Here is a 14,673-nt window from a genome sequence, read left to right on the forward strand (position 1 = left end):
GCCTCAGAACTTCTGGCGCATGCCGATCACCACGCCCGTCTGGTTGTGATCGGGCGCGACCGTGCCATAGCCGTTCACGCCGAGCGCGGAGCCGCCCTTGTTGCGCGCGAAACCCGCCGTCGCATAGATATCGGTGCGCTTCGACAGCAGATAGTCCGCACAGAGCACGGCGAGCCACGGGTCGGCACTGGTCGAATGCACGTCCTGGTAATAGGCCGTCGCCGTGACCACGAACGCGGGCGACACCGCGTATTGCGCGCCGGCCCAGTACAGGTTTGCCGCGCTGGCTTCGGCGCCGTTCGCGACACGGATCGGGTTCGCCGGCAGGAACGCATTCGACGCACGAAGGTAGCGATAACCGGCGAATCCCTTCACCGGTCCGATCGCATACGACGCGGCGGCCGTGGCGCGCCGCTCGGTGCCCGTGTTGGTCGCGACGGTGTTGCTGTTGCGCTGCTCGTACGACACGCTCGCGGCGAGCGGCCCTTGCGAGAAAGTCAGCGCCCCGCTGAAGAAGCGGCCAGTGAGTTGCGCGCCCGGCACCTCGGCGCCGTACCCGGTGTCGTAGCGGGTGCTATACATGGCCTGTGCCGTCAGTGGGCCGAACACGCCGGTGTACTTCACCGAGTTGTCGATGCGCGCGGCCGCCGCGTAGTCGACCGACAGCACCGAGTATCGCGACGACGCGCCCATCGGGTCGAAGGCCACGGCCTGTTCGTAAAAGAGCGCGTTCTGGCGGCCGAACGTCAGTTGCTGACCCCGGTACGCCAGCCCGACCCACGCCTGCCGGCCGAAAATCCGCGACGTCGTGGCGGCGTTCGAACCGAGACCTTTCGTCGACTGCGCGGTCGTGCCGTCATTGATGTTGAAGCCGTTTTCCAGCTGGAAAATGGCCTTCATGCCGCCGCCGAGATCCTCGACGCCCTTCAGTCCCCAGCGCGAACCGGACAGATTGCCCGACGCTTCGCGCGTCTGCGCGCCGCCGGTATTCGTATTGTTGATGTGTTCGACGCCGACATCGGCAATGCCGTACAGCGTGACGCTGCTTTGCGCATGCGCGGCAGCGCACCACGAGGCCGCGCTCGCGACGGTGACGGCGCCGAGCATGAAGCGGGGTTTCGGGCGGGAATGCTGGCTGGCCTGATTCGACAACATGAAGTTTCCAAACTGTTTTTTGTGGGTGGGTGTTCTGGCGAAAGAAAATTCACGCCTCGCGGGTGACAGGCGCTTCGCCGGCGCCCGAGCCCGGATCGCCGAGCCATGCGATGGTCAACGCGCCGAGCAGCAGCACACCCGACACGGCGATGAGCGGCGCGGTGAAGCCGCCCGAGAATTGCTTGAGCGCACCGATCATCGACGGCCCGACGAAGCCGCCGAGATTGCCGACCGACACGATCAGCGCGAGTCCTCCCGCGGCGGCCCGGCCGGTGAGGAATCCCGACGGGATGGCCCAGTAAGTCGCCTGGAACGCGAGGATTCCGCTCACCGTGACGCACAATGCGATCAGCTTGAAAACCGGCGCATGAATGAAGGCGCTCGCACACAACGCCGCCGCGGCGAGTGCGAGCGCACCGGCGACATACGGAATACGGTTGGCCGCGCGATTGGCGAGACGCGCCCACCAGAGCATCGCACCGGCGCCGATCGCATACGGAATGGCCGTCAGCCAGCCGACCACCGCGTGTTCGACGCCGAACTGCCTGATGATCTGCGGCATCCACAAGCCGACGCCGAGCGAGCCGACGATCCCGCAGAAGTTGACGAACGCGAGCACGAACACGCGCCAGTTCGTCATCGCGTCGCGCAGTGTGCTGCCGTGCTTCGCGCCGATGTCGCGCTGCTCGAACGCGAGGCGCTTCGCGAGCGACGCCTTTTCTTCGTCACTGAGCCACGCGGCTTTCTCGGGACGGTCGGCCAGCACGAACAGGCACGCGATGCCGAGCATCACCGCAGGGACGCCTTCGATCAGCAGCAGCCACTGCCAGCTGCGCAGCCCATGCAGGCCGCCGAGTTCGAGCAGCGCGCCCGAAATCGGCGAGCCGACCATGTTCGCGACGGGAATGCCGACGAGAAAGGCGGCCGTCACCTTCGCGCGCCACTTGCCGGGAAACCAGTGCGTGAAATACAGGTAGATGCCGGGCGTGAACCCCGCCTCGGCGAGCCCGAGCAGAAAACGCGCGGCCGCAAAGCTCTTCGGTCCGACGACGAATGCCGTCGCCATCGAGAACAGGCCCCACGTGATCATGATTCTCGCGATCCATACGCGCGCCCCGACCTTCTGCATGATCAGGTTGCTCGGAATCTCGAACAGGAAATAGCCGATGAAGAAGAGGCCGGCGCCGACACCGAACTGCTCGGCCGTCAGACCGAGATTCTTGTTCATCGTGAGCGCGGCGAAACCGACGTTGGTCCTGTCGAGATAGCTGATCACGTAGCAGACGAAGATGAACGGCAGAATGCGCCGGAACGCCCTGGCGAGCGTGCGCTCGCTGGCCGCGTAATCGTCGCCGGCAAGCTGCGCCGAGGACGGCGCGTCGGCGCGCGGTGCATCGTCGCCGGCACGCAGCGCGTGCGAAATGGTCATGCTTGTCTCCTTCGTCGCGCGGCTGGCGGCGCGATCTTTCGGCATGCGGGCGGGAAGCCGATGCGCGGCTTCCCGGCTCGTGGGTCTCAGTCCTGCTTCACTGCCCGTTTCGCTGCCTGTTTCGGCAGCGCTCCGGCAATACTCATGTCCGCTTTCAGGACGGAACCGGACGTCGATTCGGTGATGAAGAGCGTCTTCATGTCCGGGCCGCCGAAGCACACGCTCGTGAGCGACGCCCCTTTCGGCCCGGTCAGGATCTCGACGGGCTCCGCGCAATGGTCGAGCACCCACACGCGGCCGAGCCCCGGATTCGCGACGAACAGGCGGCCTTCGAGATCGACGGTGAGGCCGTCGGGGCCGCTCGCTCCGTAGGAGGTAAAGAACTGGCTGACCTTGCTGACCGACCCGTCGGCCTGCAACGGCATGCGCCACACGGCATTGCCGCGCGTCATCGCGACGAACAGCACCTTCTCGTCGCGCGACAGGACGAGCCCGTTCGGGCTCGGGCAGGTGTCGAGCAGCATGTCGAGCTTGCCGTCGGGCGACAGCCGATACACGCGGCCCGTCGGATCGTGCAGCCCGGTCTGCCCCTGGTCGGTGAAATAGAGGTTGCCGGCCGAGTCGAACGTCAGGTCGTTCACGCCCTTGAAGCGTTCGGTGTTGCGGCGCTCGAGATGCGGGCGAATTTCACCGCGCTCGATATCGAGCAGCATCAGGCCGTTCCGGTAATCGGTGATGATCAGGTGCGATGCGTCGAAGCGCTTCATCCCGTTGGGCTCGCCGTCGTATTCGACGACGAGATCCCAGTCGCCCGACGGCGAAATGCGGAAGATGCGCCCGTGCGGAATGTCGGTGACGAACAGATAGCCGTCCGGATCCCACACCGGCCCTTCGAGAAAGGAATCGGTGACCATGCCGCCGCGATTCGCGCGCGCCCATTCCGTGCGGACGTCCGGCTTGCGAAACTTCTCCGGCATGCGCGTGAATACTTCGGCTTCGCGCACGTCGGGACTCGTCAGATAAAACATGCGTACCTCGATGTCCAGGGTTCAAGCCGCGCTGTGCGCGCGTTCGTCGAGCACCGCGAGAACGTTGGCGGCCGCGCCCTTCCCCATGTTCACGTACGCGGCATCGCTCACGCCGCCGACATGCGGAGACAGAATCACGTTGGGAATCTGCTGGAACGGGTGCGGCACCGTCATCGGCTCGACATCGAAGCTGTCGAGGCCCGCCGCGCGCAATTGGCCGCTCGCCAGCGCGTCGGCAAGCGCGGCTTCGTCGATCAAGCCACCGCGTGCGGTATTGACGAGAATCGCTCCGCGCTTGAAACGCGCGAACGTGTCGCGGTTGAGCATCCGGCGGTTGTCGGCCGTCAACGGACAATGCAGCGACACGACGTCCGACTCCGCGTACAGCGTGTCGAGCGCCACGCGCTTCACACCGACCGGCGCTTCCTTCGCGAACGGATCGAACGCGAGCACCTTCATGCCGAACGCCGCGCCGATCGCGGCCACGCGCCGGCCGATCGCGCCGAGTCCGACGAGGCCGAGCGTGCGCCCGTCGAGTTCGACGGACTTGTGCGTCGCCTTGTCCCAATGGCCCTCGCGCATGCGGATATCGAGCTGCGGAACCGACTTCGCGCACGCGAGCAGCAGCGCCCATGCGTGCTCGGCGACGGCGGCCGCATTCGCGCCGACCGCGGCGCGCACCGCGATACCGCGTGCGGCAGCCGCGTCCTGATCGATCACGTCGATGCCGCTGCCGTGCTTCGAAATCACCTGCAGGTGCTCGGCGGCGTCCATGATGCGGGCGTTGATCTTGCCGTACCGGACGATGATCGCGACCGGCTTGTGCCGGGTGCAGAGCGCCACGATGTCGCCTTCGGTCGGTTGCTTGCCGGCGAACACGACGTCGAACTGCGCAAGCATCTCGAGCGCTTGCGGCGCAAGGTCGGCGGCGGTCACGAGGACCACGGGCCTGTGCGAAGCGATCCGCATCACAGTGCCTCGCCTTCGGCCAGCATGCCGGCTGCACGCAGCTCCTTCTCGATCCAGCCCGGACGAAGGTCGCCCTTGTGGATCGCCGCGATACGCGCGGTTTCGAAGTCCAGTTTTTTCTGCGCGAGATCGACGATGCGCGCGACGTCGGCGCGGGGAACAACGACGACGCCGTCTGCGTCGCCGACCACCAGGTCGCCCGGATTCACCGTCGTGCCGCCCAGCGAGATCGGCGCATTCACGCGCCCCGCGATGCTTTTGGTCGGGCCGCACGGATTGAGGCCGGCCGAGAAGATCGGGTAGTCGCCGTTGGCCAGTTCGTGCGCGTCGCGCACCGCGCCGTCGATGACGATGCCGGCGATGCCGCTCGCCTTCGCCTGCGCCGCCATGATTTCGCCGAGCAGCGCGCACGAGATGTCGCCCTTGCCGTCGACCACGACGACGTCGCCCGGCTTCGCGACGGCGAGCGCCGCATGGATCGCCAGGTTGTCGCCCGGACGGACTTCGACCGTGACTGCGGGGCCGGCGACCTTCATCTTCGGCGACAGCGGCCGCACGCGGCCATGCACCGTGCCGCGGCGGCCCGCGACGTCGGCGAGGATCGCGGCCTGGTAACGCGCGGCCGCCTGAACGAGTTCCGGCGAGATGCGTTCGATGTCGCGATTGATCGGAGAAGTGCTGACGGATGGCTTGCTCATGACTCGACCTCGGGTTGTGCGTTGTACTCTGTACAACACTGGTGTACATAGTGAAATCACTATAACGAGACAACCCATACCAGGGCACTGGCGTTTACCCTTTTACGTGGTAAACCAGTGTTTTACTCTGTACAATCCCTGTTGTGAGTCGACGGGAGAGAAGGAATGGGAAATGACGGCGTGGTTGCCGTGGAAAAGGCGCTTTCGCTGCTGGACTGCTTCAAGCCGGGCGCCGAATCGCAGTCGCTCGCGACGCTGTCGCAAGCCTCCGGCATGCACAAGACGACGGTCTATCGGCTGATGAACTCGCTGGAGCGAATGGGCTATGTCGTGCGCGCGCAGTCCGGCAACTATTCGCTTGGGCACCGCGTGCTGTACCTCGGCAAGCTGTACGAGCAGTCCTTCCATCTGTCCACGGTGGTCGAACCGGCGCTGCATGCGCTGGCCGCGCTGACGAAGGAAAGCGCATCGTACTACGTGCACGACAACGGGCAGCGGCTTTGCCTGTTTCGGGTCGAGCCGTCCGAAGGCCTGCGTGAAACGCGGCTCGCGGGCACGATGCTGCCGCTCGACGACACGGCCATCAGCCAGGTGATCCGTTTCTGGGGTCTCGGCGAACCGATCTATGACAAGCCGCCCGCACTGCCCCTCTTCACCGCGGGTGCACGCGATGTGCACACCGCAGCGTTCGCGGTGCCGATCTTCGGCGCCGGCGACAAGTTCATGGCGGCGCTGACGCTGTCCGGTCCAGCGTCGCGCCTCAGCGTCGCGCACGAATCGGGTGAACTGGATCGACCGCAGCTGGATGCGGCCGCCGATCTATCGCGGAAGCTGGGCGCGAGTGTCGCGCTCTGCGAGAGTCTGTACGGCACCTGATCGCCGCTTTGACCAAGGCGTGGTTCAGGTCGACGAACCGTTCGTCGCCTGACCGCGGACACGTTCGCACCATGCCCCGCCCGGCCCCCGGGAGCGCAACGCATGCGTCGCCGCACCGACGCGACGGCCCGCCCAATCGGCCTGTCCAATCGGCTCGGCACGCGGGCCCTTGATTTTCGAGACGAACGGTCTATTATTCCGCCATGGACGCTCGAACCGATCCGCCGCGCCGCCGCGGCAGGCCACCCAAACAGCACGACGACCTCGTCGCCACGCGCGACATGCTGCTGCGCACCGGGCTCGAGATCCTCACCGAAAAGGGCTTTTCCGCCACCGGGCTCGACGAGATCCTCGGGCGCGCCGGCGTGCCGAAAGGCTCCTTCTATCACTACTTCGACAGCAAGGAAGCGTTCGGTCTCGAACTGATCGACCGCTACGCCGAGTTCTTCGCCCGCAAGCTCGACCGCCATTTCAGCCAGCTGGAACGCTCGCCGCTGGCGCGCGTGCGCGCGTTCGTCGACGACGCCCGCGAGGGCATGGCCCGCCATGCGTACAACCGCGGCTGCCTGATCGGCAACCTCGGCCAGGAAATGGGCACGCTGCCGGAAAGCTTCCGCGCCCGTCTGCGCGCCACGTTCGAAGATTGGCAACGCCGTCTGGCCGAATGCCTGGGCGCCGCGCAGCAGGCGGGTGAGCTGGCGGAGTCCGCCGACCCCGCCGCGCTGGCCGCGTTCTTCTGGATCGGCTGGGAAGGCGCAGTGCTGCGCGCGAAGCTCGAACGCAGCGACGGGCCGCTCGCGCTGTTCGCGCAGTTTTTCTTCAATGGATTGCCTCGCCGCTGAATTTTTTTACGATTAATTAGACGATCGGTCTAGAAAGGAGGACGCATGTTCCAGGGCATCGTGATCGACAAGGACGAAACCGGCCAGCACGCACGGCTGCACACGCTGGACGACGCGCAGTTGCCCGCCGGCAACGTGACGATCCGCGTGAGCTATTCGACGCTGAACTACAAGGACGGGCTGGCGATCACCGGCAAGAGCCCGGTCGTGCGCAAGTTCCCGATGGTGCCGGGCATCGATCTGGTCGGCGAAGTCGAAGCGAGCACGCACCCGGATTACCGCGCCGGCGATCAGGTCGTGCTCAACGGCTGGGGCGTCGGCGAAACGCACTGGGGCGGCCTCGCGCAGAAGGCGCGGGTCGACGGCGACTGGCTGGTGCCGCTGCCGTCCGCGTTTTCGCCGCAACAGGCGATGGCCATCGGCACGGCCGGCTACACGGCGATGCTGTGCGTGATGGCGCTGGAACGGCACGGCGTGCGCGCTGGCGACGGCGAGATCGTGGTGACGGGCGCGGCCGGCGGCGTGGGCAGCGTCGCGACGGCCCTCCTCGCGCGGCTCGGGTATCGCGTCGTCGCCGTGACGGGCCGCCCGGCCGATGCCGACTACTTGCGGCAACTCGGCGCGGCGGAGATCCTGGATCGCGCTCAATTCAGCGCACCCGGCAAGCCGCTCGGCAAGGAACGCTGGGCGGGCGCCGTCGACGTGGCCGGCAGCCACGTCCTCGCCAACGTGTGCGCGACCACGCGCTACCGCGGCGTGGTGACGGCCTGCGGCCTCGCCGCCGGCATGGATTTCCCCGCGACCGTCGCGCCGTTCATCCTGCGCGGCGTCACGCTCGTCGGGATCGACAGCGTGATGTGCCCGCGCGCCGAACGGCTGGAGGCCTGGCGCCGGCTCGCGTCCGACCTCGACGTCGAGCAGCTGGGCGCCATCGGCCGTCGGGTCGGCCTGAGCGAGGTCATCCCGCTGGCCGCGGAACTGATCGACGGCAAGGTGCGCGGCCGCATCGTCGTCGACGTGAACGCGTGATCGCCATTCGTGCCGCTTTATCGAGGAGACGTCATGACCGCTTCAGACAACGCGCCCGTCAGCCGCTTTCCGGTGCCGGCGCTCGAAGACCTGCCCGACGACATTCGCGCACGCATCGCGGCCGTCCAGGAGAAATCGGGCTTCATCCCGAACGTGTTCCTCACCCTCGCGCATCGCCCGGACGAGTTTCGCGCGTTCATGGCGTACCACGACGCGCTGATGGACAAGCCGGGCAATCTCAGCAAGGCCGAACGCGAAATGATCGTCGTGGCCACCAGCGCCGCGAACCAGTGTCAGTACTGCGTGATCGCGCACGGGGCGATCCTGAGGATTCGCGCGAAGGACCCGCTGATCGCCGACCAGGTCGCCACCAACTACCGCAAGGCCGACATCACCGCCCGGCAGAAGGCGATGCTGGACTTCGCGATGAAGGTGTCGCAGGCCGCGCATCAAGTGGGCGAGCCGGACTTCGACACGCTGAAGACGCACGGCTTCACCGAGGACGACATCTGGGACATCGCGGCGATCTCGGCCTTCTTCGGAATGTCCAACCGCATCGCGAACGTGACCAACATGCGGCCCAACGCGGCGTTTTACGCGCTGGGGCGCTGAGAGCGCCGGACGTGTCGCCGGTCAAGGTCCCCGCGCGCGCCGCGAAGCCGCAAGTGGTAATGCACCGGTCGCTGAGCACGCAGTTCGCGCAACTGCTGCAGGTTTCGGACCGGCTCGTGTACGCGAACGAACTCGAAACGGTGCGTCACCTGCTCCAGCACGGGCATGGCTGGGGCTTCCTGCCGACGCATTTCGACGATAACTGCTGGCCGTCCGTCACGCGCATCGACACGGAGGTCAGGCACGGCAGCCTCGTCCATTCGATCGTCGCGGTGTGGAATCCCGGCGCGTGGAACCCGTCGCCGATCATCGAAGCGATCGACGCCGCCAGCGAGGCATGGGAGAAAGTCGCGCAGCGGCAGCACGGCGCACGCTGAACGCAGCGGCCATGCTGCCGGCCGCCGTTACTCGATCACCTTCAACGCATCGAGCCCGTCCGGCAGCTTCGCATCCGGAAACTGCGTCGACAGCGTGGCGTCCCGCCACCGCGCCGCCTCTTCCGCACGCTGCCGCTCCGCCTGCTCGCAGACGAACAGCGCATCGCCGCCGAGCAGCAAACGCAGCGGCACGTCGTCGCGGCGCGACAGGTCGACGATCAGCGCCGCGATGCGTGCGGGGTCGCCGATCTCGTGGCCGCCATACGCACCGAGCAGGTCGAGAATCTTGCCGACCGACGGCTGATAGTCGGGCAGCAGATCGTCGACGCCGCGCTTCGCCTGCGCGGCCCATTCGGTACGCATCCCGCCCGGCTCGAGCGTGCACACGCGCACGCCGAACGGTGCCGCTTCCTTCGCGAGCACGTCACTGAACCCGCCGACCGCCCACTTCGCGGCCTGATACGCGGACAATCCGGGCGTCGACGTGCGCCCGCCGACCGACGACACCTGGAAGATGTGCCCCGCGCGTTGCGCGCGCATCGTCGGCAGCACCGCGCGCGTGAGGTTGATCACGCCGAACAGGTTCGTTTCGATCTGGTCGCGGAAAGCGTCGGCGCTCATCTGCTCGAACGGCGCCGTGTGGCCGTAGCCCGCGTTGTTCACCAGCACGTCGATGCGGCCGAACGCCGCGCGTGCCGCCGCGACGGCCTGCGCGGCCGCCGCTTCGTCGGTGACGTCGAGTTCGACCGGCAGCAGCCGGTCGCCATACCGTTCGGCCAGATCGGCCAGTCGCGCCGGATCGCGGGCGCCCGCCACCAGCCGGTCGCCCGCCGCCAGCACCGCTTCCGAAATCGCTCGCCCGAGGCCGCGCGCGGCCCCCGTTACCAACCAGACTTTCGACATTTTCCACTCCTTGATCGTGGTGAAACGATGAAATGACTGATTACTCACTCATTAATATGGGCGACGTATCGATCGTTCATGACCTGCATCGCCCTGCCTGAAACGCCCTGCCCGTCGTCGCGGCACACGCCGCCACGACGGCCATCCCTGACTCACACCGTGTGCAACACGGCCCACATCGCGCGAAATCCCGCTTCCCGGTATGCGTCGGCCCGCGCTGGATCGCGTGCGATCGACTCCATCGCGGTTTCCGCGATCGACGTGAACAACGCCGAGCAGAATGCATGGGCCTCGTCGCGGTTCAGGCCGCCCGACGCGGCAACCTGTTCACGCAGCAGCGAGCCGATCCCGCCGAAACCTTCCGCGCCGGCTGCCCGATGCGCGTCGTCGATGCGGCCGCTCACGCCGAGCTGCTGCAGCGCGCGCCGCCCGTCCGGATTCGCGACGCCCCACGACACGTAGCCATTCCACGCATGCCGCACCGCCTGCTCGGCCGGCGCGTGTTCCGGAAACCCGGTCATCATCGCCTCGCGCAGGCCGGCCTTCAGGCTCAGGTACAGCGCGTTCAGCAACGCATCCTTGGTCTCGAAGTACGTGAACACCGTGCCTTCCGCCACGCCGGCGAGCTTCGCGATACGCGCGGTCGTCGCGCTCGCGCCGTCCTCGGCGAGCGCACGCGCGGCCGCGGCGAGGATGGCGTCGTGCTTGTCGGGACTGCGCGGTCGGGCCACGTTCGATTCCTTTAATGAGTGAGCGCTCAATCATAATCAACCCGGTATCCGGAACGCAAGCCCTGTTACATCCGGGGGGAACGCATACGCAAACCATCAAAACGGTGCACTATTGCGTTTTGCCGTACCGGCGCCCGAGCATACGGCGCCTCATTGCCCTCGACGTTCGTTTCACGTTCACCGTTTCAAACCGCGAACCTCCCATGACGAATCAGCCTTCCCAGACGGCGGCCGACCGGCCCGTCGACATGATCATCTTCGGCGGCGGCGGCGACCTGGCCGCCCGCAAGCTGTTGCCCGCGCTGTACATGGCGCACCTGCACTGCAATCTTCCGCCCGAGACGCGCATCATCGCCGTCGGCCGCCGCGACTGGGGCATCGACGGCTATCGCAAGTTCATGGACGAGCAGTCGCGCCCGTTCATCGACGAGAAGGCGTTCGACGCCGACGCGTGGAGCCGCTTCCTCGACCTGTTCAAGTACGTGCTGATCGACGTGAACGCGCCGGACGACTATCTGCGCCTCGCCGCAGCGGCGCGTAGCGACGCCGTGCGCGTGTTCTACCTGTCGACGTCGCCGGAGCTGTTCACGACGATCTGCGACAACCTGTCGGCCGCGCACCTCGTCGACGCGCACTCGCGCGTCGTCCTCGAAAAGCCGCTGGGCCACGATCTCGCGTCCGCGAAGGCGATCAACGACGCGGTCGGCAAGCACTTCGAGGAATCGCAGATCTACCGGATCGACCACTATCTCGGCAAGGAAACCGTACAGAACCTGATGGTGCTGCGCTTCGGCAACCCGATCTTCGGGCCGCTGTGGCAGGCGCCGAACATCCGCAGCGTGCAGATCACCGTTGCGGAAACGGTCGGCGTCGGCAGCCGCGCGGGTTTCTATGACCATACCGGCGCGCTGCGCGACATGGTGCAGAACCACCTGCTGCAACTGCTGTGCATCGTCGCGATGGAGCCGCCGGTGTCGCTCGACCCGGACGCGGTGCGCGACGAGAAGCTGAAGGTGCTGCGCTCGCTGCGGCCGATGTCGCTGTCGGACGTCGCGCGCGACACTGTGCGCGGCCAGTACACGGCCGGCGCGGTCGACGGCCAGCCGGTCAAGGGCTATCTCGAGGAAGACAACGTGCCGGCGGACAGCCGCGCGGAAACCTTCGTCGCGCTGCGCGCGCACATCAACAACTGGCGCTGGGCGAACGTGCCGTTCTTCCTGCGCACCGGCAAGCGGCTACAGCGCCGCCAGTCGGAAATCGTGATCGAATTCGCGGACATGCCGTTCTCGATCATCCCGACCGGCCCGCGCAATTACGGCAACCGCCTCGTGATCCAGCTCCAGCCGGAAGAATCGATCCAGCTGCAGATGCTCGCGAAGGAGCCGGGCAGCGGCATGAACATGGTGCCGGTGAGCCTGAACCTCGATCTGCAGCAGGCGATTCCGGAACGGCGCGCGGAAGCGTACGAACGGCTGCTGATCGACGTGATCCGCGGCCGCCTCACGCACTTCATGCGCCGCGACGAGCTCGAAGCCGCGTGGTCGTGGGTCGAGCCGATCCTCGACGGCTGGAAGCAGCTCGGCGACCGGCCGCGCCTGTACACGGCCGGCACGTTCGGCCCCGCGGCTTCGTCGGCGCTGCTCGCGCGCGACGGGATGTCGTGGGCCGAAGAGGCGTAATCGCAGCACGACGGGGTGCCGCCATGCGGCACGCCCGCTCCCGAAGGGGCAGCGCCGCCTGCGCTGCGCCGCTACTGCGGCTCCATCCACGCGGCCTTGCGCCGCGCCGGCGCATCGCCGCCGCTGCCGCCGCCCAGCACCTCGATCAGGTAGTCGACGAACGACGCGATCCGCGACGAGATCGCGGTATTGCGGTAGTACACCGCGTGAATCGGCTGCTGGACGTCGAGCGTGTGGCGCGCCAGCACCTGCACCAGCCGCCCCGCGTCGCGATCCTGCGCGGTCACGAAATCCGACAGGCAGACGACGCCCGTGCCCTCCAGCGCAAGCTGCCGCAGCGTTTCGCCGCTCGACGAATACACGTCCGGCTCGATGCGGTACGCTTCGCCGTCCGTGCCGAGGATCGGCCATACGTTCAGCGATTCGGGCTGCGTGAAGCCGAGCAGCGTGTGCTTGTCGAGATCCTCGACCTTGCGCGGCTGGCCATGCGCTTCGATGTAGTCGGGGCTTGCCAGGATGCGCACCCGGCTGTTGCCGATGCGCCGGCTGTGCAGCGTCGAATCCTTCAACCGGCCGATCCGGATCGCGACGTCGGTGCGCCGCTCCAGCAGATCGATGATGCCCTCGTTGCTGTTCAGCTCCAGCTCGACCTTCGGGAAGCGTTCGCGGTAGCCGCGCACGAGCGGCACGATCACGTGCAGCATGAACGGCGTCGCGGCGTCGACGCGCAGGCGCCCGGACGGCATCTCACGCCGCGCGAGCATCTGCTCTTCCGCGGTCTCGACCGATTCGATGATCGCGCGCGCGTTCTGCAGAAATGCGCGCCCTTCTTCCGTCAATTCGAGCCGGCGGGTGGTCCGGCGCAGCAGCGTGGTCTTCAGCTTCTCCTCGAGCCGCGCGAGCGTGCGGCTCGTCGCCGACACGGTGAGGTCGAGCTGCTGGGCGGCGGCGGTGATCGAACCGGTGTCGACCACGGCGGCAAAGGCCTGGAGTTCGTCGAGGGTGATCTTCATTGTTGATTTGAAATCAAAACAATTTGGTTTATAGACCAGTTTTTCAGCAAAAGTAAAGCCGGCACACTGCGATCCATTCCTACTGAAACCCGGATCCCGTCATGCCACTCGCGTTGCTTGCGCTGACCATCAGCGCCTTTGCCATCGGCACCACCGAATTCGTGATCGTCGGCCTGATCCCGACGATCGGCGCCGACCTCGGCGTCAGCCTGCCGTCCGCCGGCCTGCTCGTCAGCCTGTACGCGCTGAGCGTCGCGATCGGCGCGCCGCTCCTCACCGCGCTCACCGGCCGCGTGCCGCGCAAGGCGCTGCTCGCCGGGCTGATGGCGCTCTTCACCGTCGGCAACCTCGTCGCATGGCAGGCGCCCGGCTACGAATCGCTGATCGTCGCGCGCATCCTCACCGGCCTCGCGCACGGCGTGTTCTTCTCGGTCGGCTCGATCATCGCGACCACGCTCGTGCCGAAGGACAAGGCCGCCAGCGCGATCGCGACGATGTTCAGCGGGATGACCGTCGCGTTCGTCGCCGGCATTCCGCTCGGCACCTTCATCGGCCAGCACTTCGGCTGGCGCGCGACGTTCCTGATCGTCGCGCTGTTTGGCCTCATCGCGTTCCTCGGCGCCGTCGCGTTCGTGCCGCGCGGACTGCCGCAGACGCCGCCCGCGCCGCTCGCCCGCCAGCTGCGCGTGCTGGCCCAGCCGCGCCTGCTGCTCGTCTATGCGATGACGGCCGTCGGTTACGGCGGCTCGCTGATCGCGTTCACCTATATGGCGCCGCTGCTCGAACAGATCGCTGGCTTCACGCCGTCGCAGGTCAGCCTCGTGCTCGTCGGCTACGGCGTGTCGGTCGCGGTCGGCAACGTGTGGGGCGGCAAGCTCGCGGACGCCGTCGGCCCCGTGAAGGCGCTCAAGCGGATCTTCCTGCTGCTCGCGATCGTGCTGCTCGCGCTGACCTTCACGATCCACGTGAAATGGCTCGCGGTGCTGACGATGCTCGCGTGGGGCGCCGTGGCGTTCGGCAACGTGCCGGGGCTGCAGGTGTACGTCGTCAAGCAGGCGCGCCACTTCGCGCCGGACGCCACCGACGTCGCATCGGGCTTCAATATCGCCGCCTTCAACCTCGGCGTGGCCGGCGGCTCGTCGCTCGGCGGCCTGATCGTCGCGAACGTCGGCCTCGGCCACACGCCGTGGATCGCCGCCGTCGTCACGCTCGGCGCGTTTGCGCTCACCGCATTGAGCGGCCGTCTCGACAGCCGTCAGGGCCTGCCGGCACGCACGGCCGAACCCGTCGAACTCGCCCATTGAACGTCACCTTTTCACAGGAGCCACCAGC

The 14,673-nt window shown here is 67.0% G+C and carries 15 protein-coding genes; 7 read left to right on the plus strand and 8 right to left on the minus strand.

Translation table 11 applies throughout. The annotated features are described in order from the left end of the window. Positions 1 to 3: 3 nt before the first annotated feature. The 5 genes from SY91_RS25245 to SY91_RS25265 all read right to left on the minus strand — a co-directional run bounded on the left by SY91_RS25245 (position 4) and on the right by SY91_RS25265 (position 5,279). Complete coding sequence (locus SY91_RS25245) at positions 4 to 1,155, minus strand: porin (RefSeq protein WP_023475780.1); 1,152 nt, start codon at positions 1,153 to 1,155, stop codon at positions 4 to 6. Between the two features lie 49 nt (positions 1,156 to 1,204). Continuing rightward, entirely contained in the window at positions 1,205 to 2,584 is a 1,380-nt protein-coding gene (locus SY91_RS25250) for an MFS transporter (protein WP_023475781.1), read from the minus strand. Positions 2,585 to 2,670: 86 nt separating this feature from the next. Continuing rightward, the gene (locus SY91_RS25255; RefSeq protein ID WP_023475782.1) at positions 2,671 to 3,612 is read right to left on the minus strand and encodes an SMP-30/gluconolactonase/LRE family protein; all 942 of its coding nucleotides are present in this window, start codon (positions 3,610 to 3,612) and stop codon (positions 2,671 to 2,673) included. Positions 3,613 to 3,633: 21 nt separating this feature from the next. Continuing rightward, complete coding sequence (locus tag SY91_RS25260; RefSeq protein ID WP_023475783.1) at positions 3,634 to 4,581, minus strand: NAD(P)-dependent oxidoreductase; 948 nt, start codon at positions 4,579 to 4,581, stop codon at positions 3,634 to 3,636. Continuing rightward, on the minus strand, positions 4,581 to 5,279 hold the full coding sequence (locus SY91_RS25265) for a demethylmenaquinone methyltransferase (protein WP_023475784.1): 699 nt from the start codon (positions 5,277 to 5,279) through the stop codon (positions 4,581 to 4,583). The genes SY91_RS25260 and SY91_RS25265 overlap by 1 nt, the downstream gene beginning before the upstream one ends. 165 nt (positions 5,280 to 5,444) lie before the next feature. On the opposite strand from SY91_RS25265, the gene SY91_RS25270 reads away from it, so the two are divergent. The 5 genes from SY91_RS25270 (at position 5,445) to SY91_RS25290 (ending at position 9,015) form a co-directional block, all read left to right on the plus strand. Next, positions 5,445 to 6,155 (plus strand): IclR family transcriptional regulator, encoded by a 711-nt coding sequence (locus SY91_RS25270; protein WP_006480413.1) that lies wholly within the window; start codon positions 5,445 to 5,447, stop codon positions 6,153 to 6,155. Positions 6,156 to 6,358: 203 nt separating this feature from the next. After that, the gene (locus SY91_RS25275; protein ID WP_006480412.1) at positions 6,359 to 6,997 is read left to right on the plus strand and encodes a TetR/AcrR family transcriptional regulator; all 639 of its coding nucleotides are present in this window, start codon (positions 6,359 to 6,361) and stop codon (positions 6,995 to 6,997) included. Positions 6,998 to 7,042: 45 nt separating this feature from the next. After that, entirely contained in the window at positions 7,043 to 8,026 is a 984-nt protein-coding gene (locus SY91_RS25280; protein WP_023475785.1) for an MDR family oxidoreductase, read from the plus strand. 33 nt (positions 8,027 to 8,059) lie between these two features. After that, positions 8,060 to 8,638, plus strand: a complete 579-nt coding sequence (locus SY91_RS25285; RefSeq protein WP_011549018.1) for a peroxidase-related enzyme — start codon at positions 8,060 to 8,062, stop codon at positions 8,636 to 8,638. A 59-nt stretch (positions 8,639 to 8,697) separates the two neighbouring features. Next, positions 8,698 to 9,015 carry a hypothetical protein gene (locus SY91_RS25290; RefSeq protein WP_260632440.1) on the plus strand — a complete coding sequence of 106 codons (318 nt, stop codon included), beginning with the start codon at positions 8,698 to 8,700 and terminating at the stop codon, positions 9,013 to 9,015. Positions 9,016 to 9,042: 27 nt separating this feature from the next. On the opposite strand, the gene SY91_RS25295 is transcribed toward SY91_RS25290, so the two are convergent. Together SY91_RS25295 and SY91_RS25300 are read right to left on the minus strand one after the other, a co-directional pair. Next, a complete protein-coding gene (locus SY91_RS25295) occupies positions 9,043 to 9,918 on the minus strand; it encodes an SDR family NAD(P)-dependent oxidoreductase (protein ID WP_023475787.1) in 876 nt (291 codons plus the stop codon). Positions 9,919 to 10,070: 152 nt separating this feature from the next. Continuing rightward, positions 10,071 to 10,649, minus strand: coding sequence for a TetR/AcrR family transcriptional regulator (locus SY91_RS25300; RefSeq protein WP_023475788.1), 579 nt, complete (start codon positions 10,647 to 10,649; stop codon positions 10,071 to 10,073). Between the two features lie 203 nt (positions 10,650 to 10,852). On the opposite strand from SY91_RS25300, the gene zwf reads away from it, so the two are divergent. Further along, the gene (gene zwf, locus SY91_RS25305; protein ID WP_023475789.1) at positions 10,853 to 12,328 is read left to right on the plus strand and encodes a glucose-6-phosphate dehydrogenase; all 1,476 of its coding nucleotides are present in this window, start codon (positions 10,853 to 10,855) and stop codon (positions 12,326 to 12,328) included. A gap of 71 nt (positions 12,329 to 12,399) precedes the next feature. Here the strand turns inward: zwf and SY91_RS25310 are convergent, their stop codons facing one another. After that, a complete protein-coding gene (locus SY91_RS25310) occupies positions 12,400 to 13,341 on the minus strand; it encodes a LysR family transcriptional regulator (protein ID WP_006480405.1) in 942 nt (313 codons plus the stop codon). 101 nt (positions 13,342 to 13,442) lie between these two features. On the opposite strand from SY91_RS25310, the gene SY91_RS25315 reads away from it, so the two are divergent. Continuing rightward, on the plus strand, positions 13,443 to 14,645 hold the full coding sequence (locus SY91_RS25315; protein ID WP_023475790.1) for an MFS transporter: 1,203 nt from the start codon (positions 13,443 to 13,445) through the stop codon (positions 14,643 to 14,645). The last annotated feature ends 28 nt before the right edge of the window (positions 14,646 to 14,673 follow it).

Source organism: Burkholderia cenocepacia, from assembly GCF_014211915.1.
Taxonomy (GTDB): domain Bacteria; phylum Pseudomonadota; class Gammaproteobacteria; order Burkholderiales; family Burkholderiaceae; genus Burkholderia; species Burkholderia orbicola.